Origin of the sequence: Amycolatopsis sp. NPDC021455, assembly GCF_040640995.1 — a bacterium.
Classification (GTDB): domain Bacteria; phylum Actinomycetota; class Actinomycetes; order Mycobacteriales; family Pseudonocardiaceae; genus Amycolatopsis.
The window spans coordinates 1-22,433 of the sequence record NZ_JBFACT010000103.1 but is presented as its reverse complement, the minus strand read 5'-3'; the positions used below and the strand labels follow the sequence as shown (position 1 = coordinate 22,433).

The following is a 22,433-nucleotide window of genomic DNA, read 5'->3' as shown; positions in this document are numbered from 1 at the left end:
CGACCACAGAGCTACGACGTCAGCGAGCGACCAACCCCCATTTTCAACCCCGAACGAGCGCCCCACCAGAGGCACACCCAGCTGATCACGCGAGTCGGCGTTTTCCGCACACGAGCCTCGTGCGCGAAGCGTCGACACGCGTGATTGAAGGGTCGACACGCGTGATTGGGCGGTCGACACGGAGTCAGGCGCGGGTGACCAGCTCCCGCAGCAGGGAGCCCATCTTCGTGGCGGCCGCGCGGCCGGCTTCCAGGACCTCTTCGTGGTTCAGCGGTTCGCCCGTCATGCCCGCGGCGAGGTTCGTCACCAGTGACAGGCCGAAGACCTCGACGCCGGCCGCGCGGGCGGCGATCGCCTCCAGGACCGTCGACATGCCGACCAGGTCCGCGCCCAGCGTGCGCAGCATCCGGATCTCCGCCGGCGTCTCGAAGTGCGGCCCGACCAGGCCCGCGTAGACGCCTTCTTCGAGCGACGGGTCGATCTCGCGGGCGATCTTCCGCAGCCGGGCCGAGTACAGGTCGGTCAGGTCGACGAAGTTCGCCCCGACGATCGGCGAGCGCGCCGTCAGGTTCAGGTGGTCGGCGATCAGCACCGGCTGGCCCACCTGGAAGCCCTCGCGCAGGCCGCCTGCGGCGTTCGTCAGCAGCACCGTCCGGACGCCGGCCGCCGCGGCGGTGCGCACGTTGTGCACCACCGGGTCGATGCCCTTGCCCTCGTAGAAGTGCGTCCGGCCGAGCATGACCAGGACGTTCTTCTCGCCGATCTTCAGCGAGCGGATGGTGCCGCCGTGGCCCACCGCGCCGGGCGTGGTGAAGCCGGGCAGTTCGGCGAACGGGATCTCCGTCTCGCACTCCCCGATGACGTCCGCCGCCGGGCGCCAGCCCGACCCCAGGACCACCGCGATGTCGTGCGCTTCCACCCCGGTGCGGTGGGCGATGGCGGCCGCGGCCTCGTGTTCACTCATGCGAGGGAGCGTAACCGGGCACCGCGAACCACCAGGAACGCCACCAGCCCGAACGGCGAGAGGAAGATCGTCAGCAGCAGGATCGGGCTGACGATCCACGGCGACAGCCCTGCCGCACGCCCCTCGAAGTACATCCACCGCGCGATGAACAGGTCGAACGCGATGAGGTGCGCCCAGACGAGCCCGGCACCCCACGGCGTGGCCAGCAGCGCCTGCAGGACGCCGAGGTCGGGCCGCAGCATCGCCCGCCCCCACTCGCCGAAGTGCGGCAGCACGAGCGCGAAGTAGCAGACCAGCGGCAACAGCGGCACCCACGGCGACGCCATGACCCGCGGCGTCCACCGCCACTCCGGCGCCAGGATCATCAGCGCCCAGAACGGCGCCGCCAGCGGGAAGGCCAGTGCGAAGAACGTCATCGCGCCACCCTCCACGAACCCAGCCCGACGGCCGTCACCAGCACGGCGAACGCGCCGAGCGTCACCGCGTCCGGGTGCACGATCGACTGCGCCCGCAGCGCCTGCCAGGTGACCAGCGCGGTCAGCCCCGCGTACCCGGCCGCGCCGACCAGGACGAGCCGGGCGCGGACGACGTCGTCGCGCAGCCGGGGGAACCGCCGGGCCAGCGCGGCCAGCGCGATGGCCAGCAGCGGCAGCGCCTGCAGCGCGTGCATCCCGACGAAGTGCGGGATCCGCAGGTCGCCCGCCACCGTGCTCCAGCCGAGGAACGGCAGGCCGGGACCGCCGTCGGCGAGCCCGACGGTGTGCGCGCCGACCATGTCCGGCCGCCCGCCGGTCTTCCACTGCGCCAGCTGCTGCGCGGTCGGGTTCGTCATCAGAATGCCCAGCGAGATCCCCACCAGCGAGAGCACGGCCCCGGCGCGCACGGCCCAGAAGCTCGCCCGGTCCGGGGTCTTCGTGAACCACACCAGCACGGTCAGCGCGAAGGTCGCCAGCCACAGGCCGACGATCATCTTGCCCATGACGTTGTAGATCGCGGCGTCCGCCGGCGTCGCGATGTTGAAGTGGCTCGCGTGGCCGCGCGCGGCCTGGAACACCAGCAGGACGTACTCCGCGGCGAAGATCAGGACCAGGAGGTTCGTGAGCAGGTTCGCCGTGCGCCGGAACCGCGGCAGCAGCGAGACGAGCCAGCTCCAGGTGGCGAAGTACAGCGCCCCGGACACCGCGAACTTGAACGGCTTGGCCCAGATCGGCGCGCCCGCCAGGGTCCGGTGGTCGACGAGCATCGCGGCGACGCAGAGCAGCGCCACCACCCCCAGTGTGGCGGCCGCGACGGCGGACGGCCGGTGCCACGCGTTCGTTCTGTTCCGGAGATCGGCGAAGATGGTCATGGTTCCCCTCCCATAACGGATAGTGAAGCTCTCCGTTATGGGAAGTTAAGCTATCCATATCGAGCTGTCTTCAGGGTTGCCCCGGAGACCGACCCCGGGATCGGAGCGGATGCGCATGCGGATGGCCGAACTGAGCGCCCAGTCGGGGGTGCCGGTCGCGACCGTCAAGTACTACCTGCGCGAAGGCCTGCTGCCGCCCGGCGAGCGCACCAGCCCGAACCAGGCCCGCTACTCCGCGGCGCACGTCCAGCGCCTGCGGCTGATCAAGGCGCTCACCGACGTCGGCGGCCTGCCGCTGGCCTCGGTGGCGGCCGTGCTGAGGGCGATCGACAGCGACGAGACCCCGCACCAGGCGATGGGCGTCGTCCAGGAGGAACTGGCCGGGCCCGCGCCGCAGGTGTCCGACGAGGCCGCGGAGTGGGCGTCCGAGCGGCTCGAAGCCCTCGCCCGCCGCAACGGCTGGAAGTGGCACGTGCCCCGGCACCGGACCGTCGACAACCTCATCGCCGCGCTGGCCACCGCGAAGGAACTCGGGCACGAGAAGCTGATCGAACGGCTCGACGAGCAGGCGGACCTGGCGATGCGCGTCGCCGAGATCGACGTCGAGGTGGTGGCCGGGCTGACGTCGGTGGACCGGATCATCGAGGCCGGGCTGGTCGGCACCGTGCTCGGCGACCGGATCTTCACCGGGCTGCGGCACCTCGCCCAGGAGCAGGTGTCCCGCGAGGTGCTCGGCGGTTAGTCCTGGACGCTCAACGAGGACGCGACGGGGTCGAAGACGTCCCGGCGGGTCGCGTCCTCCTGCTCGACCGGCGCGGTCACCGAAAGGATCCAGAGGCTGGTCCCCGCCCGGACCAGGTTCATGAACGTCACCCGCGTGATCCGGCGGTCGTCGTTGTTGCCCGGCAGCAGCCCGCTCTCCAGCGTGCGGAAGGTGAGCGTGGTGGTCCTGCCATCCGCCGAGGTCACCGCGGGGAAGACCTCGAACCCGTCGCCGGAGTAGGTCTGCTTCAGCGAGGCGATGTACTCGGCGTCGTCGGAGTACTGGGTGAAGTAGTTCACCAGGCGCTCCACCCGCAGCGACCGGCGGCCGTCGGGTGAGACGTACTGCACGGCGACGCTCGCGCCGAACTTGTTGGTGTTGTGCGGCGCGACGAACTTCTGCCAGCCCTTCGGCACCCGCAGGCCGAACTGCCCGCCGTTGCCGGTCGCGTAGCTCGCGTCGCCGGACTGCTGCACCAGCTCCGGCGGCGGCACGCTGGTGGTCTCGTTCGCCGTGCTCCGCGGTTCGGCGGCCGGGGGCAGCAGCGACTGCCCGCCGACCGTCCTGGCCAGCGCGAACCCGCCGCCCGCGGCGAGGAGGAAGAGCAGGATCGCGGCCACGAGCAGGACGACCGTGGCCGCCGTGCTGCGCCGCGTGATCCGCGGCGGCGGGACGAACACCGTCGGCGGGTCCGTGGCGGGCGCCGGGGCGGGCGGGCGGAGGAAGGGCAGCGGGCCCGGGTCGGTGGCGAGCTCGCTGCTCGACGCCTCGGCCTTCTTCTCCGGCTTGTTCGCGTCCTTCGCGGGCAGGACGGTCTTGATCACCTGCGTGTCGGTCGCGTCCGGCTGCGCGGACGTCTTCTTGCCGTCCGGCGTGCGGAACAGGTCGGGCCCGAACAGGTCCAGCGGCGTCTTGGTCTGCAGCGGGTACAGCCGGTGCCGGACCTCGCGCAGCGTGATCCGCTTGCCGGGCTCCTTCTTCATCAGCGCGCTGATGACCTCGGCCAGCGGGCCGGCCTTCGGCTGGGGCACCTTGCCGTTGACGACCTTGCCGACGGTCTCCAGCGGATCGCCGTCGGCGTCGTACGGCGGCGCGCCTTCGACCGCGGCGAACAGCGTCGCGCCGAGGCCCCAGAGGTCCGCGGCCGGTGTGACGGCGCCGCCGGAGGCCACCTCCGGCGCGATGTAGGCGGGCGAGCCCAGCATGATCCCGGTGCGGGTCATGGTCGCTTCGGAGACGTTGCGGGCGATGCCGAAGTCGGTCAGCTTGATCCGGCCGTCGCTGGCGACCAGGACGTTGCCCGGCTTGACGTCGCGGTGGGTGATCCCGGCGGCGTGCGCGGCCTCCAGGGCGGACGCCACGGCGATGCCGACGGCGGCGGCCTGCTCAACGGTCAGCGGCCCGTGGTCGCGCAGGATGTGCGCGAGGCTGCGCGAGGGCAGCAGCTCCATGACCACGAACGGCTGGTCGTCCTCGCGGGCGACGTCGTGCAGGATGATCACGTTCGGGTGGGACAGCACGGCGATGGCGCGCGCCTCGCGCAGCGTCCGCTCCCGCAGCTCGTCCGCCTGCGACGCCGGGATGCCCGGCGGCACCTTCATCTCCTTGACGGCGACCTGCCGGTGGAGGAACTCGTCGTACGCCGACCAGACGGTGCCCATCGAGCCGGAGCCGAGCACCGAACGCAGCCGGTAGCGACCGGCGACCACTCGTGTCTCTTCGCTGGAGGGGGGCACGCGTCAATTGTGGCGTACGCGACCGACAGTCCCCGACGCAGCGTGCGGGTACCGGCCGGGAGGGCGATCAGACTCACAGGTCGGACGCGGCGAGTGCCTCTACCATCACTGGGTATGACTGAAGTGGCCGGTCCGGAATCAGTGCCGATCTCCGAACTCGACCTCGCGGCCGAGTTTCCCCAGGCGACGCGCGAGCAGTGGCAGGAGCTGGTCGCCGGCGTGCTGCGCAAGAGCGGCAAGCTGCCGGAGGACTTCGCGGGTGCCCCGGAGAGCAAGCTCGTCACGCGGACCTACGACGGCATCGAGATCCAGCCGCTCTACACGGCCGAGGACGTGCCGTGGGAAAGCGGCTTCCCGGGCTTGCCGCCGTACGTACGCGGTTCCCGCCCGGACGGCCAGGTCAGGACCGGCTGGGACGTCCGGGCCCGGTTCACCGGCGACGACGCCCGCGAGGTCAACAAGGCCGTCCTCGCCGACCTCGAAGGCGGCGTGACGTCGATCTGGCTCTCGGTGCCGCCCGCGGCGCTGGCGGACGCGCTGAACGAGGTCTACCTCGACCTGGCGCCCGTCGTGCTGGACGCGGGCGCCTCGTACGAAGCCGCCGCTTCCGAGTTGCTGGCGCTGTTCGACGAGCGCGAGATCCCGGCGAGCGAAGCCACCGCCGTGCTGGGCGCCGACCCGATCGGGCTCGCGGCCCGCACCGGCTCGGCCGCCGACCTCGGACCGGCCGCCGCGCTCGCCGCGCGTGTCGCCGCGAAGTACCCGAAAGTGCGCACGGTCGTCGCCGACGGCCTGCCGTACCACGAGGCCGGCGGCTCGGACGCGCAGGAGCTGGGCGCGCTGGTCGCCGCCGGCGTCGCCTACCTGCGCTCCCTGACCGACGCCGGTCTCGACGTCGAGGCCGCCGCCGGGCAGCTGGAGTTCCGGCTCGCCGCCACCGCCGACCAGTTCTCCACCATCGCCAAGCTGCGCGCCGCGCGCCGCCTGTGGGCCCGCGTCGCCGAGGTGTGCGGCTTCTCCTCGCCGATGCGCCAGCACGCCGTGACGTCGCCGGCGATGCTGACCCGGCGTGACCCGTGGGTGAACATGCTGCGCACGACGGTCGCCTGCTTCGGCGCGGGCGTCGGCGGCGCGGACGCGGTTACCGTGCTGCCGTTCGACGCGGCGATCGGCCGCCCCGACGCCTTCTCCGCGCGCATCGCCCGCAACACGCACGCGGTGCTGCTGGAGGAGTCCAGGCTGGCCGGCGTGGCCGACCCGGCGGGCGGCTCCTGGTACGTCGAGAAGCTCACCGACGACCTCGCGCACGCCGCCTGGGCCGAGTTCACCGCGATCGAGGCGGCGGGTGGCCTGGTCGCCGAGCTGTCCTCCGGTGCACTCGCGTCGCGGCTGGCCTCGACGTGGGAGAAGCGCTCTTCGCGGATCGCGACGCGGCGTGACCCGCTCACCGGCGTCAGCGAGTTCCCGAACCTGGCCGAGAAGCCGGTGGTCCGCGAGCCGGTGGAGTCCACTGTGGAAGGTGGGCTGCCGCGGCACCGGTACGCCGAAGGCTTCGAGGCGCTGCGAGACGCGTCGGACGCGTACCTCGCTTCGCACGGCGAGCGGCCCAAGGTCTTCCTGGCCACGCTGGGCCCGGTCGCCGCGCACACCACCCGGGCCGGCTTCGCCGCCAACCTCTTCCAGGCGGGCGGGATCGAAGCCGTCAACCCGGGCGCGACCGACGACCTGCCGGGTGCGTTCCGCGCGTCCGGCGCCCGCATCGCCTGCCTCTGCGGCACCGACTCGGCGTACGAGGCGCAGGCGGCCGACGTCGCCGCGTCGCTCGGCGCCGAGTACGTGCTCCTGGCCGGCAAGGGGTCCTACGACGGCGTCGACGGATGCGTCTTCACCGGTTGCGACGCCCTGGAAGTCCTCAACGGCCTGCACGCCAAGCTGGGAGTCACGCGATGAGCATCCCGAACTTCGCCGGTCTCGACCTCGGCACGCCGTCGCCGGGCGACCGCGACACGTGGGCGCGCGCGGTGGAGGACGCCACCGGCAAGGGCCCGGACGCCCTGGCTTGGGAGACGCCCGAGGGCATCGGCGTCAAGCCGGTCTACACCGCCGCCGACCTGTCCGATGTGGACTTCCTGGCCACGTACCCCGGCATCGCGCCCTTCCTGCGCGGGCCGTACCCGACGATGTACGTCAACCAGCCGTGGACCATCCGCCAGTACGCCGGGTTCTCCACCGCCGAGGAGTCGAACGCGTTCTACCGGCGCAACCTCGCCGCCGGGCAGAAAGGGCTTTCGGTCGCCTTCGACCTGGCCACCCACCGCGGCTACGATTCCGACCACCCGCGCGTCTCCGGCGACGTCGGCATGGCTGGCGTGGCGATCGACTCGATCTACGACATGCGGCAGCTCTTCGACGGGATTCCCCTGGACAAGATGTCGGTGTCGATGACGATGAACGGCGCGGTGCTGCCGGTGCTCGCGCTCTACGTCGTCGCGGCCGAGGAGCAGGGCGTCAAACCCGAGCAGCTCGCGGGGACCATCCAGAACGACATCCTCAAGGAGTTCATGGTCCGCAACACCTACATCTACCCGCCGCAGCCGTCGATGCGGATCATCTCCGACATCTTCTCCTTCACTTCGCAGCACATGCCGAAGTACAACTCGATCTCCATCTCCGGCTACCACATGCAGGAAGCCGGGGCGACGGCCGACCTGGAGCTGGCCTACACCCTCGCCGACGGCGTCGAGTACATCCGATCGGGTGTCGACGCCGGGCTGAGCGTCGACAAGTTCGCGCCGCGCCTGTCGTTCTTCTGGGCGATCGGCATGAACTTCTTCATGGAGGTCGCGAAGCTGCGCGCGGCGCGTCTCCTGTGGGCGAAGCTGGTGAAGGGCTTCAACCCGCAGTCGTCGAAGTCGCTTTCGCTGCGTACGCACTCCCAGACGTCCGGCTGGTCGCTGACCGCGCAGGACGTCTACAACAACGTCGTGCGCACCTGCGTCGAGGCGATGGCCGCGACTCAGGGGCACACGCAGTCGCTGCACACGAACGCGTTGGACGAGGCCCTGGCGCTGCCGACCGACTTCTCCGCGCGGATCGCCCGCAACACGCAGCTGCTGCTGCAGCAGGAGTCCGGCACCACGCGCGTGATCGACCCGTGGGGCGGCAGCGCGTTCGTGGAGAAGCTGACCTACGACCTCGCGCGCAAGGCGTGGGGGCACATCACCGAGGTCGAACAGGCCGGCGGCATGGCTCGCGCGATCGACGCGGGCATCCCGAAGCTGCGCATCGAGGAGGCCGCCGCGCGCACCCAGGCGCGCATCGACTCCGGGCGGCAGCCGGTCATCGGTGTCAACAAGTACCAGGTCACCGGCGACGAAGACATCGAGGTGCTGAAGGTCGACAACGCCGGCGTCCGCGCCCAGCAGCTGGAGAAGCTGCGGCGGCTGCGTGCCGAGCGTGACGCCGCGGCGACGGAGGACGCGCTGCGGCGGCTCACCGAGGGCGCCGGCAACGGCGGCAACCTCCTGGAGCTGGCGATCGACGCGGCCCGCGCGAAGGCCACGGTCGGCGAGATCTCCGACGCGCTGGAGAAGATCTGGGGCCGGCACTCCGGCCAGATCCGGACCATCTCGGGGGTGTACCGCGAGGAGGTGGGGAAGACGCAGAACGTCGAAAAGGCCCGTGCACTGGTCGAGGAGTTCGCCGCGGAGGAGGGCCGCCGTCCCCGCATCCTCGTCGCGAAGATGGGCCAGGACGGCCACGACCGCGGCCAGAAGGTGATCGCCACCGGCTTCGCCGACCTCGGCTTCGACGTCGACGTCGGCCCGCTGTTCTCCACCCCGGCCGAGGTGGCGCGGCAGGCGATCGAGGCGGACGTGCACGTCGTCGGCGTCTCGTCGCTGGCCGCCGGGCACCTCTCGCTGGTGCCCGCGCTGCGGCACGAGCTGGCCGAGCTGGGCCGCGAGGACATCATGGTCGTCGTCGGCGGCGTCATCCCGCCGCAGGACTACCCGGCGCTGCGCGAGGCCGGCGCGGCGGCGATCTTCGGCCCCGGCACGGTGCTCGCGGACGCGGCCATCGACCTGCTCGGCCAGCTGTCGGCGCAGGAGTCCTGACCCTTGCCGCGGAAGATCGACGTCAGCGCGTACGCCAAGGGCGTCCTGGCGGGCGACCGCGGGACGCTGTCGAAGGCGATCACGCTGGTCGAGTCCCAGCGCGAGGACCATCGGGCGCAGGCCCAGGAGCTGCTCGTCGAGCTGCTGCCCGCTTCGGGCGGCGCGCGGCGCGTCGGCATCACCGGCGTCCCCGGTGTCGGCAAGTCGACATTCATCGACCAGCTGGGCACCACCCTGACCGCGGCCGGGCACCGCGTGGCCGTGCTGGCCGTGGACCCGTCGTCGACGCGCACGGGCGGGTCGATCCTCGGCGACAAGACCCGGATGGCGCGGCTGGCGGTCGACCCGCGCGCCTTCATCCGGCCGTCGCCGACCTCCGGGACGCTGGGCGGGGTCGCGCGGGCGACGCGCGAGACGATCGTGCTGATGGAGGCGGCCGGCTACGACGTCGTGCTGGTCGAGACGGTCGGCGTCGGGCAGTCCGAGGTGACCGTGGCCAACATGGTCGACTGCTTCCTGTTCCTGACCCTGGCCCGCACCGGCGACCAGCTCCAGGGCATCAAGAAGGGCGTGCTGGAGCTCGCCGACGTCATCGCCGTCAACAAGGCGGACGGCGACCACGAGCGGGACGCGCGGCGGGCGGCCCGGGAACTGGCCGGCGCGCTGCGGATGATCTACGGGCCCGAGGCGTCGTGGACCCCGCCCGTGCTGACCTGCAGCGGCCTGCACAACCTGCGGCTCGACGAGGTCTGGGCGGCCATCGAGAAGCACCGCGAGACGCTCACCGCGTCCGGTGAACTCGACGCCCGGCGGCGTCAGCAGCAGGTCGACTGGACCTGGGCGATGGTGCGCGAGCAGCTGCTCAGTCGCCTGGCGGTGCATCCGGACGTGCGAACGGTCGTTCCCGACGTCGAGCGGGCGGTGCGGGACGGTGAGCTGACGGCTACCCTCGGTGCTCAGCGGATCCTCGACGCGTTCGGTGGCTGACACCACGGGCGGTCCGCGGGCAGAATGCCTGGTCGTGGCGAAAGGATGACATGGCGAAACTGCGGGGTCTGGTCCTGGTCGGAGTGCTCGGCGCGGTGCTGTTCACCGCTTCGCCGGCGTCCGCTTTCGCCGAGCCGGTGCGCCCGGCCGCCGTCACGGTGAGCGTGGCGCACGCTTCTCCGGTGCTGGTCCCGGTGCAGACCCAGCCGCCCGGCCCGGTCCTCGACCCGGCCCAGACCGACAAGGCGAACAGCGAGAAGACGAAGAACAAGCTGATCGCCGGGTTCATCGCGGCCGTCCTGCTCGGCGCGGTGATCTGGGGGCGCAAGATCCGTTCGAAGAAGGCCAAGGGTTCCTGACGCCGGATCGCGTTCGGCTTTGCCGAACTGGCGCACGCCGTTCAACGCAGATCCGGTACCGGCCATCTAGGACCGCTGCTTTCGAGGCGCGGCTTGCCGCCTGCATGGTGCACGATCGTCTGCAAATGCGTACGACAGATCGATCGGCACGACGCGTGACCCCAGCCGCTGCGCGGGTTGCCCGTGTTGCGGGAGGAGGTGCGGCGTGACGGTGCTCGATTCACGGCCGGACGTTCCAGGCGACCCCCAAGGGCGCATCATCGACCCCATGGAGGGGTCCGAGGCGCTCATTTCCGAAGCCGGCGTAAGCATGGCTCCCGTGGACGACCTTGGTGCGGGCCGCGGCCCGTTCTGGCTGGACGACTGGCTGCGTGCCAACGCGACCGACGTGCTGGCCTGGCGGCGGCACATCCACGCGCACCCGGAGCTGTCGCGGCACGAGTTCGCGACCACGGAACTGGTCGTCACGCTGCTGCGCGCGGTCGGGCTCAAGCCGTGGGTGCTGCCGGGCGGCACCGGCGTCGTCTGCGACATCGGCAGCGGCGAGCGGTGCGTGGCGCTGCGCGCGGACATGGACGCGCTGCCGCTCACGGAGGCGACCGGCCTGCCGTACTCCTCGACCACCGAGGGCGCGGCCCACATGTGCGGCCACGACGCCCACACGGCCATTCTGCTGGGCGCGGCCCGCGCCCTCGCCGGCGCGCCGGAGCTGCCCGGCCGCGTCCGGCTGATCTTCCAGCCCGCCGAAGAGGTCATGCCCGGCGGCGCGCTGGACATGATCGCGGCGGGCGCGCTGGACGGCGTCGAGCGGATCTACGGCCTGCACGTCGACCCGCGCCTGGAAGTGGGTTCGGTGGGGATGCGCGTCGGCGCGCTGACGTCGGCCGCGGACCTGATCGAGCTGCGCCTGACGTCGCCGGGCGGCCACACGTCCCGCCCGCACCTGACGGCCGACCTGGTCCACGCGCTGGGCACGGTCATCACTTCGCTGCCGGCGTTGCTCTCCCGGCGCGTCGACCCGCGGTCCGGCACGGTCCTGGTGTGGGGAGCGGTCCACGCGGGTCAGGCGGCCAACGCCGTCCCCCAGGACGGCGTCCTCCGGGGCACCCTGCGCACGGCGGACCACGAGGTCTGGACGGCCCTGGAGCCGCTGGTGGCGTCCTCGGTGGAGTCGCTCTTGGCTCCGACGGGCGTCGGCTTCCACCTGGACTACCGCCGAGGCGTCCCCCCGGTGGTCTCGGACCCGGAGTCGACGGCCCTGATGCGCGCGGGCGTCGAAGCCGCCCTCGGCGAGGGCGCGGTGGCCCCCACGGAGCAGTCCTCGGGCGGCGAAGACTTCGGCTGGTACCTGGAGCACGTCCAGGGCGCGTTCGCCCGCCTGGGCGTCTGGTCCGGCCCCCCAACCCCCCAATCGGACATCCACCGCCCCACGTTCATCCTCGACGAGCGAGCCCTGCTCTGCGGAGTCCGAACCCTGGTCCACACAGCCCTAACCACCCTGGCCTAACCCGTGTCGTCCCTTCAATCACGCGTGTCGACCCTCTGATCACGCGTGTCGACCGTTCTCGCACGGGCGGTTGTGCACAAGTTATCCACAGGCGGGTAGTTATCCACAGATCGAGGATGAGGCCCCTTTCATCCGGGCTCGGGATGGCCTCATCCTCGATCTTGTGACCGAGTGGGCAAGGCGACATGGAGTGCTCTCGCGTGCCGAAGCCGACAGGCTTTTAGGGCGACGCAAGGTGCTCGAAGGGCTCGAACGAGGGTTGCTTTCGCAGCCGTGGCGGGGTGTCGTCGTGCACGCCGCCGACCTGCTGAAGCTGCCGACAAGGGCTGCGGCCGCCCTGCTCGCTGTCGGCCCTCCCGTTGCCCTGGCTGGGGTTACTTCCCTTGCCCTGCATGGCATTTCGGCTGCCGACGAGCGCCAGATTCACGTGATGGTGCCCTACTCGCGGCGCATCCGATCGCGCGCCGGTCTGGTCGTGCATCAGGGCGGCTTCCGCGATCAGGATGTCATCGAAATCGATGGCCTCGCGACATTCCTGCTCGACCGCGCCTTGGCCGACTTCCTCTGCGACGGCGACAAGCGAGCGGCCTTTCCGGCAGTCGACGAAGCCATGCGAGGGCTGCCGGCGGACCACGCTGCGAAACTCCGTGAGAACGTCCGCGACCGGCTTTCCGAGCGCCGGGACCGGCGAGGTATCCACAGGGCTCCGATGCTCCTGGACCTCGCCACGGGCAAGGCGGAGTCCCCTCCCGAGAGTGTGCTTCGGCTGATCGTGGTCGAAGCCGGCTTTCCGGTGCCCGAGCCCCAGTACGAGATCACCACGATCGACGGCCGCAAGCTCTGCGTGTTCGACATGGCCTGGCCGAACAGACAGATCGCCCTCGAGTACGACGGGTTTGCGGCGCACGAAGAACGGGGCGAGTACGACCTCGAGCGGGACAAGCGGATGGCCGCCCGTGGCTGGATCACCGTCCGGGCCACTGCGGCCGACCTCCGGGAACCGAGTCGCCTCCTGAGCGAGTTGCGGGATGCCTTCAACCGGCGATCCTGCCGCGCTGCGTGATCAGAGCGACGACACGCGTGATTGAAGGGTCGACACGCGTGATCAGGGGGTCGACACGAGTCAGCCGGTGATGCCGGTGCAGGGGCGGGTTCTCAGGTCGTCGACGTAGTCGGCGGGGGCGCCGGCCGCTTCGGCGGCGTCGGCCAGGACTCCCAGGTAGCGGGCGGACGGTAGGCCGCCTTCGTAGGCGTCCAGGACGTACAGCCAGGCAAGGACCGAGCCGTCCATGGTCTGGACGCGCAGCCGGATCTTCGTGTGGATGCCCAGCTCGCCGCCTTCCCAGCGGTCGAGCCCGGTCTCGTCCAGCGGCGTCACGTCGTACAGCACGACGAACACCCGGGATCCCGGGTCCTCGACGATCGTGGCCAGGGCACCTTCCCAGCCGAGGTCCTCCCCGCCGAAGGTCAGGCGCCACCCCTCCAGCCAGCCGGTGCCGGCCATCGGGGAGTGCGGCGCGCGCTCCAGCATCTGGGCGGGCTCCATGTTGGATCCGTACGCGGCATACAACGGCACGCCGACAGCGTAGCGACACCTTCCTCGCCCGAGTGGACGCACTCGCCGTGTTCGCCCACTTCAGTGTCCGGTCACCTTCGCCGCGTACGGTGAGACCACCGCACGGACTGCCATGAGGAGGACCCAGGTGACCAGGATCGTGATCATGGGCGGGGGCCCGGCCGGCTACGAAGCCGCACTGGTCGCAGCCCAGCACGGCGCCGACGTCACGATCGTCGAGCGGGACGGCCTGGGCGGCGCCTGCGTGCTCTACGACTGCGTCCCGTCGAAGACGTTCATCGCGAGCTCGGGCGCGCTGGCCAAGATGCACGACCTGGGCGAGCTCGGCATCAACACCGACCTGGCCGACACGCGCGTCGACCTCCCGACCGTCCACGGCCGGGTGAAGGGGCTCGCGCTCGCGCAGTCCGCCGACATCCGCGCCCGCGTCCAGCGCGAAGGCGTCCGCGTCATCGCCGGCGAAGCCCGCTTCTGCGACGAAGAGCCCGGCCTCGCCACCCACAAGGTCGCCGTCACGACGAAGGACGGCACCGAGAAGCTGCCCGCCGACGTCGTCCTGATCGCCACCGGCGCCACCCCGCGCGTCCTGCCCGGCGCGGTGCCGGACGGCGAGCGCATCCTCGACTGGCGCCAGCTCTACGAGCTCGAGGAGCTGCCCGAGCACCTCGCCGTGATCGGCTCGGGCGTCACCGGCGCCGAGTTCGCGTCCGCCTACACCGAGATGGGCGTCAAGGTCACCGTCGTCTCCAGCCGCGACCGCGTCCTCCCGCACGAGGACGCCGACGCCGCCGCGGTGCTCGAGGAGGTCTTCTCGCAGCGCGGCACGACCGTCGCGAAGCAGGCACGCGCCGACCGCGTCGAGCGCACCGAAAAGGGCGTCGAGATCCACCTCGCCGACGGCCGCGTGATCGAAGCCAGCCACGCGCTGATGACCGTCGGGTCGGTGCCCAACACGAAGGACATCGGTCTCGACAAGGTCGGCATCGCGCCCGGCCCCGGCGGGTTCATCACCGTCGACCGCGTTTCGCGCACCTCCGTTCCCGGGATCTACGCCGCCGGCGACTGCACCGGCGTGCTCATGCTCGCCTCGGTGGCGAGCATGCAGGGCCGCATCGCGATGTGGCACGCGCTGGGCGAAGGCGTCGCGCCGATCAAGCTCAAGACCGTCGCCGCCAACGTGTTCACCCACCCGGAGATCGCCACCGTCGGCATCAGCCAGCAGGCGATCGACTCCGGCGAGGTGCCCGCGCGCACCATCATGCTGCCCCTGGCCACCAACGCGCGCGCGAAGATGGAGGGCCTCCGCCGAGGCTTCGTGAAGCTGTTCTGCCGCCCCGCCACCGGCGTGGTCGTCGGTGGAGTCGTCGTGGCGCCGACGGCGAGCGAGCTCATCCTTCCCATCGCGCTCGCCGTCCAGAACCAGCTCACAGTGGACCACCTGGCACTGACATTTTCGGTGTACCCGTCGCTGTCGGGCTCGATCACCGAGGCCGGGCGGCAGCTGATGCGCCACGACGATCTCGACTGATCCGGTACGCAACCCGGGCGCGTCCGTCGCGTCTTGTCGGTTGTAAGGCTTGGGAACGCGAAGGGTGCGAGAGTGCGCAAGACGGTGGTTTTCGTTGTGGCAGCGGTGATCGGAGCGACGACGCTGACGGGGCCGGCGATGGCGCAGAGCACCGGTCCCACGCCGGGCACCACTCCGGCGAGCACACCGAGCGCCGGCATGGTTCAGCTCAACGTGAACACGGCGATCAACTCGACGCTCGTGGACAAGTACGTCCGCGACGCGCCGAACGTCGCGCTGGCCAAGTGCGAAGGCGCTTCGCCGAAGTTCGCCTCGCCGGTGCTGACCTTCAGCAACTACACCCCCGGCCCCTTCATGGGCGTCGACGCGAACATCAGCGCCGACGTCCAGCTGAAGCCCGGCACCGGCGCCGGGACGTACCCGCTGACGGTGACTTGCGGCAGCCAGACCTACAGCACGCAGTTCACGGTGCCCGCGTCGCAGGTCGCGAAGGTGCCGTCCGGCGCCGCGAAAGCCGGCGACGGCAGCATGGCCGGCTGATTCCCGAATTCGAAAGCCGCCTCGGAGTCCTGCTCCGAGGCGGCTTTTTTCATGACTTCCCGACGCGGTTTTCGCGACGTATTCGTGACCTAGCGGTGGAACCAACCGCAGGTGGAGGCGTCTTTGGATGTGTAGGTGAACGGAGGGAAGCCGGAGCAGGGGGAACTGTCGACCGGTGCCGTTCGATCCATTCCGCAGGGGAGAAAGAATGAAGAACGCTATTGTCGCCGCCGGTGCCGCCGCGGCTTTCCTCGTCCTCGCGCCCGGTGCCGCGCTGGCGGCCACGCCGACCACCGCGCCGTCCCCGGTGCCCGCCACCAAGGCGACGCTGCCGGTCGACCCGGAAGGCCCGTTCAGCCGGATCACCCGGCTGGTGACCCTGTCGCCGGTCAAGGCGATGCCGGGGGCGCACGTGAAGCTCGACTTCGCCTGCCAAACCCGCGAGGCGGACGAGAAGATCTACGTGCATTCTCCGGCGCTGGCCTTCCACAAGGCCGGCAACTGGGCCGACGGCACCGTCAAGACCGTCAAGCCCGGCAAGTACGCCGTCACGCTGCACTGCGGCCCGGAGACCTCGACCGCGACGCTCGAGGTCCTGCCGCTGAAGGAGCAGGTCGCCAAGGTGCCTGCCGGCGCGCCGCAGACCGGGGGAACCGACGGTCCCGTCGACGGCTCGGGCACCCCGCTCGCGGCCGCGGCCGCCATGGGCGTGCTCGCCGTCGGCGGCAGCGGTCTCGTGCTGGCCCGGCGGGCCCGGCGCCGCTGATCGGGGGACCACTCCGGAGCCACGGCTCCGGAGTGGCCGTTCGCGGAGGTACCGTCGAGGCTCAACCGATGGAACCACCCGGACGTGTGAACTTGCGGGCACCAGTTCAGGGGGAGGACATGGCCAGGAGGATCACGAGCAGACAGGGTGTGCTGGTCACCCTGGTCATCGCGTCGCTGGCGGCGCTGGCGGTGCTGGTCCTGACGTTCGGCGGCGGGCCGGGGCCGTCGACGGCGCAGCCGACGCCGGAGCAGCCGGCCGCGGTGACGCCGGAGGCCGGGACCGACACCCAGGAACTCCTCGAGGCGATGCCGAAGTCCGAGCCGGTTTCGATCGACATCCCGAAGATCGGCGCGCACTCGTCGCTGATCCCGCTGGGGCTGAACCCGGACAACACCATCCAGGTGCCGCCGGTGACCACGCCGCTGCAGGCGGGCTGGTACACGTACGCACCGACGCCGGGCGAGACCGGCCCGGCGGTCGTCCTCGGGCACGTCGACGGCAACCACCAGAAGGGCATCTTCTTCCGCCTCAAGGAGCTGGCCGCGGGTGACCGCGTTTCGATCGCCCGCAAGGACGGCACCACGGCGCAGTTCGAGGTGACGAAGGTGCACCAGGTGCCGAAAAAGGACTTCGAAAGCGAAGGCGTCTACAACGACACGGCCGACGCCGAGCTGCGGCTGATCACCTGCGGCGGCGTCTTCGACCGGAGCGCGCACAACTACGTCGACAACATCGTCGTCTACGCCCGGCTGGTCCGCGGCTGAGGTCGTTCACCGACCGTCCCCGGCCGGCCCGGTTCCGTGGTGGGGAGCCCTTCGGCCCTGTTTTTGTCGGTGCCCGGTGCAACACTGTGTCGGCCGTCACCCGAGGCGGCGCGGACGAGGGGTTGGGAGCGGAAATGGTGTTCCGGGACGAGCGGTGGCCCGACGGCACGCCCAGCTGGGTGGACCTGATGGTGCCCGACCAGGCGAAAGCGGCGGCCTTCTACGGGGCCCTGTTCGGCTGGGACGTGCACCGGGGCGGTGAGGAGACCGGCTTCTACGGCATGGCGATGCTGCGCGGGCGGCCCGTCGCCGGGATCGGCCAGGCTCCACCCGGCCAGGACGTCCCGGCGGTGTGGACGACCTACCTGTCGGTGTCCGATGTGGACAAGACGGCCACGGTGATCACCGAGGCGGGCGGGCAGATCCTCATGCCCGTGATGGAGGTGATGAAGGAGGGCCGGATGGCCGTCGCGGCCGACCCGGGGGGCGCGGTCTTCGGCCTCTGGGAGGACGGCAACCACATCGGCACGCAGGTCACCGCGCTCCCGGGCACGCCGGCCTGGACCGAGTGCATGAGTCGTGACTACCCGGCGGCGAAGGCGTTCTACGAGCAGGTCTTCGGCTACGGCTTCCAGGACCTGTCCAGTGACGAGTTCACGTACGCGGTGCTGCTGCTCGACGGCCGCCCGGTCGGCGGTGTCGGCGCCCTGCCCGCGTCGGTGCCATCGGAGGTGCCGTCGAACTGGTCCACCTACTTCTGGGTGGCGGACGCCGACGCGAGCGCGGCCAAGGTGGCCGAGCTCGGCGGCCGGGTACTCGGCGAGCCGTTCGACTCGCCGTACGGGCGGCAGGTGCGGGTCGCGGACGACCAGGGGGTGAATTTCCTGGTTGTCGCGCCCAACGAGCAGTCCGGCGAGCCGGAGGGCTGGGAGGTCTGACCGGGCGGGCCGGAGGCGCCGTGAGAGGCGCCCCCGGGCCCTCGTTGTCGTTGGTCGGTCTTCGTCAGTCTTCGTCCTCGACCCAGTCGAAGGTCTTGGTGACGGCCTTCTTCCAGTTGCGGTACTCGCGCTCGCGGCGGGAGTCGTCCATGGCCGGATCCCACTGCTTGTCCTGGGCCCAGTTGGTGCGGATGTCGTCCTCGGACTTCCAGAACCCGACGGCGAGGCCGGCGGCGTAGGCGGCACCCAGCGCGGTGGTCTCGTTGACCACCGGGCGGATCACCGGCACGCCGAGGATGTCGGCCTGGAACTGCATGAGCAGCTCGTTGACGACCATGCCGCCGTCGACCTTGAGGGAGGTGAGCGCGACGCCGGAGTCGGCGTTCATCGCGTCGATGACCTCGCGCGACTGGAAGGCGGTCGCCTCCAGCACCGCGCGGGCGAGGTGGCCCTTGTTGACGAACCGGGTGAGCCCGACGATCGCGCCGCGAGCGTCGGATCGCCAGTAAGGAGCGAACAGACCCGAGAACGCCGGGACGAAGTACGCGCCGCCGTTGTCCTCGACACTGCGCGCGTGCTCCTCGATCTCGGCCGCGGTCGTGATCATGCCGAGGTTGTCGCGCAGCCACTGCACCAGCGAACCGGTGACGGCGATGGAGCCTTCCAGCGCGTAGACCGTGTCGTTCGAGCCGATCTTGTAGCAGACCGTGGTGAGCAGCCCGTTCTGCGACATCACCTTTTCGGTGCCGGTGTTCAGCAGCATGAAGTTGCCGGTGCCGTAGGTGTTCTTGGCCTCGCCGGGCGAGAGGCAGGCCTGGCCGAACGTCGCGGCCTGCTGGTCGCCCAGGATGCCCGAGATCGGGACGCCGGCCAGCGCGCCTTTCTCGCGGACCTTGCCGTATTCCTCGGACGAGGAACGGATTTCCGGCAGCATCGAAAGGGGGATGCCCATCTCGCCGGCGATCTCGGCGTCCCACTGCAGGGTGTCGAGGTCCATGAGCATGGTGCGCGAGGCGTTGGTCGGGTCGGTGACGTGCACGCCGCCGTCCGGGCCGCCGGTCATGTTCCACAGCACCCAGGTGTCCATGTTGCCGAAGATCAGGTCACCGGCCTCGGCCTTCTGGCGCGCGCCCTCGACGTTGTCCAGGATCCATTTGATCTTGGGGCCGGAGAAGTAGGTGGCGAGCGGGAGCCCGACCTTCGCGCGGTAGCGCTCCTGCCCGCCGCCGAGGTTGCCGAGCTCGGTGACGATCCGGTCGGTGCGGGTGTCCTGCCAGACGATCGCGTTGTACACCGGCTTGCCGGTGGTCTTGTCCCAGACGAGCGCGGTTTCGCGCTGGTTGGTGATGCCGACCGCGGCGATGTCCTTGGCGGTGAGGTCGGCCTTGGCCAGCGCGCCCGCGGCGACCCGGCGCGTGTTCTCCCAGATCTCTTCCGCGTTGTGTTCGACCCAGCCGGCCTTCGGGAAGATCTGCTCGTGTTCGCGCTGGTCGACCGAGACCACGCGGCCCTCGTGGTTGAAGATCATGCACCGGGTCGAGGTGGTGCCCTGGTCGATCGCGGCTACGTACGAAGTCATGTGTGCTCCAGGAATTCCGTCTTCGGGAGGCGATCAGGTCAGGTTGTGGACGGCGAGGTAGAGGAGTGCGGCGAGCGCGCTGCCGACCAGTGGGCCGACGACGGGGATCCACGAGTAGCCCCAGTTGGCGTTCGCCTTGTTCTTGATCGGCAGGAGGAACGCGTAGGCGATCCGCGGGCCGAGGTCACGGGCCGGGTTGATGGCGTAGCCCGTCGGCCCGCCGAGCGAGGTACCGATCACGAGGACCACGAACGAGACGCCGGCGTAGCCCAACGCGGAGTTGCCGAAGGTCGGGACGCCGTCCGGCGACGCGGCCGCGGCGACCGGGCTGAGCAGGATCCACGCGACCAGGACGAAGGTGCCGATGATCTCGGTGACGAGGTTCCAGGCGACGTTCGGGATCTGCGGCGCGGTGGAGAAGATGCCGAGCGTGTTCTCGGGCTCGGGGTGGTCGTCGAACTGCAGCTTGTAGGCGGCCCAGCAGAGCACGGCGCCGATGATCGCGCCGACCATCTCGCCGATGAAGTAGAACGGGACCTTGTCCCACCCGACTTTGTCGGCGATGGCGAGCCCCAGCGTCACCGCCGGGTTGAGGTGGGCGCCGCTGGGCGCGGCGATGCTGGCGCCGGTGAAGACGGCGAACGCCCAGCCGAAGGTGATGAAGAGGAAGCCACCGTTGTGACCGTTGTTCTTGCGGAGTACGTGGTTGGCGACCACACCGTTGCCGAGCAGGATCAGCGCGGCCGTTCCCAGTATTTCCCAGACGATTATTGCTCCAGCACTCACCGCTGCACCTCCACACTGGACAATCTGCGCAGGGTCGATCACGGCGTGCCACGGCACCGTTGCCGACCCACGTCCGCGCGACGTTACCGGGGCGTAGAAGCGGATTCCAAGCACCGGCCAGCCGAATCTTTTCAAGATCGCGGAGGGTTACGCCACAAGTGTCATCCGTGGACGGGCGGATGATCACCGGGTCGTGCGATGCTGGAGGCCTCGCCGGCACGAGGAGGAATGTCACGTGGCGCAGCACGCAGCGGAGACGAACCCGGCTCGACTGGGCCCGGTCAAGCGGGAAGAGACGTGGCAGCGGCTCGGCAAGGAGACGTTCGATCTCGTCGTCATCGGCGGCGGCGTGGTGGGCGCGGGCACGGCGCTCGACGCCGCGACGCGCGGGCTCCGGGTCGCGCTCGTCGAGGCCCGTGACCTCGCGTCCGGGACGTCGAGCCGGTCGAGCAAGCTCTTTCACGGCGGCCTGCGCTACCTGGAACAGCTCGAATTCGGCCTGGTCCGGGAGGCGCTGCGCGAGCGCGAGCTGATGCTGACGACGATCGCGCCCCACCTGGTGAAGCCGGTCAGCTTCCTCTACCCGCTGACGCACCGCGTGTGGGAGCGGCCGTACACGGCTGCCGGCCTGCTGATGTACGACACGATGGGCGGCGCCCGCAGCGTCCCGGGGCAGAAGCACCTGACCCGCGCGGGCGCGCTGCGGATGGTGCCGGCGCTCAAGCGGTCGGCGCTGATCGGTGGGATCCGCTACTACGACGCGCAGTCCGACGACGCCCGCCACACGATGACGGTGGCCAGGACGGCGGCGCACTACGGCGCCGTCGTGCGGACGTCCACCCAGGTCGTCGGGTTCCTGCGCGAGGCCGACCGGGTGTCCGGCGTGCGCGTGCGAGACGTCGAGGACGGGCGTGAAACGGAGATCTCGGCGGCCGCGGTGATCAACTGCACCGGCGTCTGGACAGACGAGCTGCAGCGGCTGTCCGGCGGGCGCGGCCGGTTCCGGGTGCGCGCGAGCAAGGGCGTGCACATCGTCGTCCCGCGCGACCGGATCGTCTCGGAGTCGGGGATGATCCTGCGCACGGAGAAGTCGGTGCTGTTCGTGATCCCGTGGCGCAACCACTGGATCGTGGGCACGACGGACACGGACTGGAACCTGGACCTGGCCCACCCGGCGGCGACGAAGCACGACATCGACTACATCCTCGAGCACGTCAACACGGTCCTGGCGACACCGCTGACGCACGACGACATCGAAGGCGTGTACGCGGGCCTGCGCCCGTTGCTGGCGGGGGAGAGCGAAGAGACTTCGAAGCTCTCGCGCGAGCACGCGGTGGCGCGGGTGGCGCCGGGCCTGGTCGCGATCGCGGGCGGAAAGTACACGACATACCGGGTGATGGCGGCGGACGCGGTCGACGCGGCGGCGGTGGACCTGCCCGGCCGATCGCAGCCGTCGATCACGGACAAGGTCCCCCTCCTGGGCGCGGACGGCTACCACGCCCTGGTCAACCAGGCCGACCACCTGGCGGCGGAGCACGGCCTGCACCCCTACCGGGTGAGGCACCTGCTGGACCGTTACGGCTCGCTGGTCCACGAGGTCCTGGCGTCGGCGGAAGGCCGCCCGGAGCTGCTGAAGCCGATCGAGCACGCCCCGGACTACCTGGGCGTCGAAGTGGTGTACGCGGCTTCGCACGAAGGGGCACTGCACCTGGAGGACGTCCTGGCCCGCCGGACACGCATCTCGATCGAGTACGCCCACCGAGGTGTCGACTGCGCCGAGCAGGTGGCGGCGCTGGTGGGCGAGGTGCTCGGCTGGTCACCCGAAACGGTGAAGCGTGAGATCGAGGTCTACCGGGCCCGGGTGGAGGCGGAACGCAAGTCCCAGTCCCAGCCGAGCGACGAAGCGGCGGACGCCCTGAGGTCGGCGGCTCCGGAGGCCCGGGCAGGGATCGTGGAACCGGTCAGCTGAGCCTGCACGCGCGGTTGTCCACAGCCCCGGCCGATTGTGGACAGCTGGAGCCGGCGGGTGCCTTCGGAGCGGGTTTTGTCCGGGGGCGCCGATAGACTGGCCTTGGGGCCGCCCCCCTGGGAGGGCGATTTCTAGTGGTTGTTGCAATACTGCTGTTGGTTGTGGGTGGTGTTGAGTAACTGTGTCATGCGTTCGGTGGGGCTGT

At 70.6% G+C, this 22,433-nt stretch carries 20 protein-coding genes; 13 read left to right on the top strand and 7 right to left on the bottom strand.

Annotation, left to right across the window (positions count from 1 at the left end):
- Positions 1–184: 184 nt before the first annotated feature.
- The 3 genes from AB0G28_RS46475 to AB0G28_RS46465 are packed head-to-tail and all read right to left on the bottom strand — an operon-like array spanning position 185 to position 2,312.
- On the bottom strand, positions 185–964 hold the full coding sequence (locus AB0G28_RS46475) for a purine-nucleoside phosphorylase (protein ID WP_361105070.1): 780 nt from the start codon (positions 962–964) through the stop codon (positions 185–187).
- Positions 961–1,380, bottom strand: coding sequence for an ABA4-like family protein (locus tag AB0G28_RS46470; RefSeq protein WP_361105067.1), 420 nt, complete (start codon positions 1,378–1,380; stop codon positions 961–963). The genes AB0G28_RS46475 and AB0G28_RS46470 overlap by 4 nt, the downstream gene beginning before the upstream one ends.
- On the bottom strand, positions 1,377–2,312 hold the full coding sequence (locus AB0G28_RS46465; protein ID WP_361105064.1) for a hypothetical protein: 936 nt from the start codon (positions 2,310–2,312) through the stop codon (positions 1,377–1,379). The genes AB0G28_RS46470 and AB0G28_RS46465 overlap by 4 nt, the downstream gene beginning before the upstream one ends.
- 115 nt (positions 2,313–2,427) lie before the next feature.
- On the opposite strand from AB0G28_RS46465, the gene AB0G28_RS46460 reads away from it, so the two are divergent.
- Positions 2,428–3,054, top strand: a complete 627-nt coding sequence (locus AB0G28_RS46460; protein WP_361105073.1) for a MerR family transcriptional regulator — start codon at positions 2,428–2,430, stop codon at positions 3,052–3,054.
- Here the strand turns inward: AB0G28_RS46460 and AB0G28_RS46455 are convergent.
- Positions 3,051–4,811 (bottom strand): serine/threonine-protein kinase, encoded by a 1,761-nt coding sequence (locus AB0G28_RS46455; RefSeq protein WP_361105062.1) that lies wholly within the window; start codon positions 4,809–4,811, stop codon positions 3,051–3,053. The two genes, AB0G28_RS46460 and AB0G28_RS46455, sit on opposite strands and share 4 nt — an antisense overlap.
- Before the next feature lie 114 nt (positions 4,812–4,925).
- Here AB0G28_RS46455 and AB0G28_RS46450 point away from each other — a divergent pair, with 114 nt between their 5' ends.
- The 6 genes from AB0G28_RS46450 (at position 4,926) to AB0G28_RS46425 (ending at position 12,842) form a co-directional block, all read left to right on the top strand.
- Positions 4,926–6,761: a methylmalonyl-CoA mutase family protein gene (locus AB0G28_RS46450; RefSeq protein WP_361105059.1), complete on the top strand. Its 1,836-nt coding sequence runs from the start codon at positions 4,926–4,928 to the stop codon at positions 6,759–6,761.
- Complete coding sequence (scpA, locus tag AB0G28_RS46445) at positions 6,758–8,926, top strand: methylmalonyl-CoA mutase (RefSeq protein ID WP_361105056.1); 2,169 nt, start codon at positions 6,758–6,760, stop codon at positions 8,924–8,926. Before AB0G28_RS46450 ends, scpA begins: the two co-directional genes overlap by 4 nt.
- Positions 8,927–8,929: 3 nt before the next feature.
- The gene (gene meaB / locus AB0G28_RS46440; RefSeq protein ID WP_361105053.1) at positions 8,930–9,913 is read left to right on the top strand and encodes a methylmalonyl Co-A mutase-associated GTPase MeaB; all 984 of its coding nucleotides are present in this window, start codon (positions 8,930–8,932) and stop codon (positions 9,911–9,913) included.
- A gap of 50 nt (positions 9,914–9,963) precedes the next feature.
- On the top strand, positions 9,964–10,272 hold the full coding sequence (locus AB0G28_RS46435) for a hypothetical protein (RefSeq protein WP_361105050.1): 309 nt from the start codon (positions 9,964–9,966) through the stop codon (positions 10,270–10,272).
- A gap of 205 nt (positions 10,273–10,477) precedes the next feature.
- Positions 10,478–11,779: an amidohydrolase gene (locus AB0G28_RS46430; RefSeq protein ID WP_361105047.1), complete on the top strand. Its 1,302-nt coding sequence runs from the start codon at positions 10,478–10,480 to the stop codon at positions 11,777–11,779.
- 190 nt (positions 11,780–11,969) lie between these two features.
- Positions 11,970–12,842, top strand: coding sequence for a hypothetical protein (locus AB0G28_RS46425; RefSeq protein WP_361105044.1), 873 nt, complete (start codon positions 11,970–11,972; stop codon positions 12,840–12,842).
- Between the two features lie 60 nt (positions 12,843–12,902).
- Here AB0G28_RS46425 and AB0G28_RS46420 read toward each other — a convergent pair whose 3' ends face one another.
- Positions 12,903–13,355 (bottom strand): gamma-glutamylcyclotransferase, encoded by a 453-nt coding sequence (locus tag AB0G28_RS46420; RefSeq protein WP_361105041.1) that lies wholly within the window; start codon positions 13,353–13,355, stop codon positions 12,903–12,905.
- A gap of 127 nt (positions 13,356–13,482) precedes the next feature.
- On the opposite strand from AB0G28_RS46420, the gene AB0G28_RS46415 reads away from it, so the two are divergent.
- The 5 genes from AB0G28_RS46415 (at position 13,483) to AB0G28_RS46395 (ending at position 17,894) form a co-directional block, all read left to right on the top strand.
- Positions 13,483–14,883, top strand: coding sequence for an NAD(P)H-quinone dehydrogenase (locus AB0G28_RS46415; RefSeq protein WP_361105038.1), 1,401 nt, complete (start codon positions 13,483–13,485; stop codon positions 14,881–14,883).
- A 72-nt stretch (positions 14,884–14,955) separates the two neighbouring features.
- Entirely contained in the window at positions 14,956–15,423 is a 468-nt protein-coding gene (locus AB0G28_RS46410) for a hypothetical protein (protein WP_361105035.1), read from the top strand.
- A gap of 208 nt (positions 15,424–15,631) precedes the next feature.
- A complete protein-coding gene (locus tag AB0G28_RS46405; RefSeq protein WP_361105032.1) occupies positions 15,632–16,189 on the top strand; it encodes a hypothetical protein in 558 nt (185 codons plus the stop codon).
- Positions 16,190–16,308: 119 nt separating this feature from the next.
- Positions 16,309–16,956 (top strand): class F sortase, encoded by a 648-nt coding sequence (locus AB0G28_RS46400; protein WP_361105029.1) that lies wholly within the window; start codon positions 16,309–16,311, stop codon positions 16,954–16,956.
- A gap of 134 nt (positions 16,957–17,090) precedes the next feature.
- Positions 17,091–17,894, top strand: coding sequence for a VOC family protein (locus AB0G28_RS46395; RefSeq protein WP_361105026.1), 804 nt, complete (start codon positions 17,091–17,093; stop codon positions 17,892–17,894).
- A 64-nt stretch (positions 17,895–17,958) separates the two neighbouring features.
- Here AB0G28_RS46395 and glpK read toward each other — a convergent pair whose 3' ends face one another.
- Both glpK and AB0G28_RS46385 read right to left on the bottom strand, forming a co-directional pair.
- Complete coding sequence (glpK, locus tag AB0G28_RS46390; RefSeq protein WP_361105023.1) at positions 17,959–19,473, bottom strand: glycerol kinase GlpK; 1,515 nt, start codon at positions 19,471–19,473, stop codon at positions 17,959–17,961.
- A 33-nt stretch (positions 19,474–19,506) separates the two neighbouring features.
- On the bottom strand, positions 19,507–20,259 hold the full coding sequence (locus AB0G28_RS46385; protein ID WP_361105020.1) for an MIP/aquaporin family protein: 753 nt from the start codon (positions 20,257–20,259) through the stop codon (positions 19,507–19,509).
- Between the two features lie 235 nt (positions 20,260–20,494).
- Here AB0G28_RS46385 and AB0G28_RS46380 point away from each other — a divergent pair, with 235 nt between their 5' ends.
- The gene (locus AB0G28_RS46380; protein ID WP_361105017.1) at positions 20,495–22,228 is read left to right on the top strand and encodes a glycerol-3-phosphate dehydrogenase/oxidase; all 1,734 of its coding nucleotides are present in this window, start codon (positions 20,495–20,497) and stop codon (positions 22,226–22,228) included.
- Positions 22,229–22,433 lie beyond the last annotated feature (205 nt).

Excerpts from the sequence above, each read along its gene's own strand:
- AB0G28_RS46465 (WP_361105064.1), bottom strand. The coding sequence starts at position 2,312 with ATGACCATCTTCGCCGATCTCCGGAACAGAACGAACGCGTGGCACCGG.
- scpA (WP_361105056.1), top strand. The coding sequence starts at position 6,758 with ATGAGCATCCCGAACTTCGCCGGTCTCGACCTCGGCACGCCGTCGCCG.
- AB0G28_RS46400 (WP_361105029.1), top strand. The coding sequence starts at position 16,309 with ATGGCCAGGAGGATCACGAGCAGACAGGGTGTGCTGGTCACCCTGGTC.
- AB0G28_RS46450 (WP_361105059.1), top strand. The coding sequence starts at position 4,926 with ATGACTGAAGTGGCCGGTCCGGAATCAGTGCCGATCTCCGAACTCGAC.
- AB0G28_RS46475 (WP_361105070.1), bottom strand. The coding sequence starts at position 964 with ATGAGTGAACACGAGGCCGCGGCCGCCATCGCCCACCGCACCGGGGTG.
- glpK (WP_361105023.1), bottom strand. The coding sequence starts at position 19,473 with ATGACTTCGTACGTAGCCGCGATCGACCAGGGCACCACCTCGACCCGG.
- AB0G28_RS46470 (WP_361105067.1), bottom strand. The coding sequence starts at position 1,380 with ATGACGTTCTTCGCACTGGCCTTCCCGCTGGCGGCGCCGTTCTGGGCG.
- AB0G28_RS46460 (WP_361105073.1), top strand. The coding sequence starts at position 2,428 with ATGCGGATGGCCGAACTGAGCGCCCAGTCGGGGGTGCCGGTCGCGACC.
- AB0G28_RS46435 (WP_361105050.1), top strand. The coding sequence starts at position 9,964 with ATGGCGAAACTGCGGGGTCTGGTCCTGGTCGGAGTGCTCGGCGCGGTG.
- AB0G28_RS46405 (WP_361105032.1), top strand. The coding sequence starts at position 15,632 with ATGAAGAACGCTATTGTCGCCGCCGGTGCCGCCGCGGCTTTCCTCGTC.
- AB0G28_RS46395 (WP_361105026.1), top strand. The coding sequence starts at position 17,091 with ATGGTGTTCCGGGACGAGCGGTGGCCCGACGGCACGCCCAGCTGGGTG.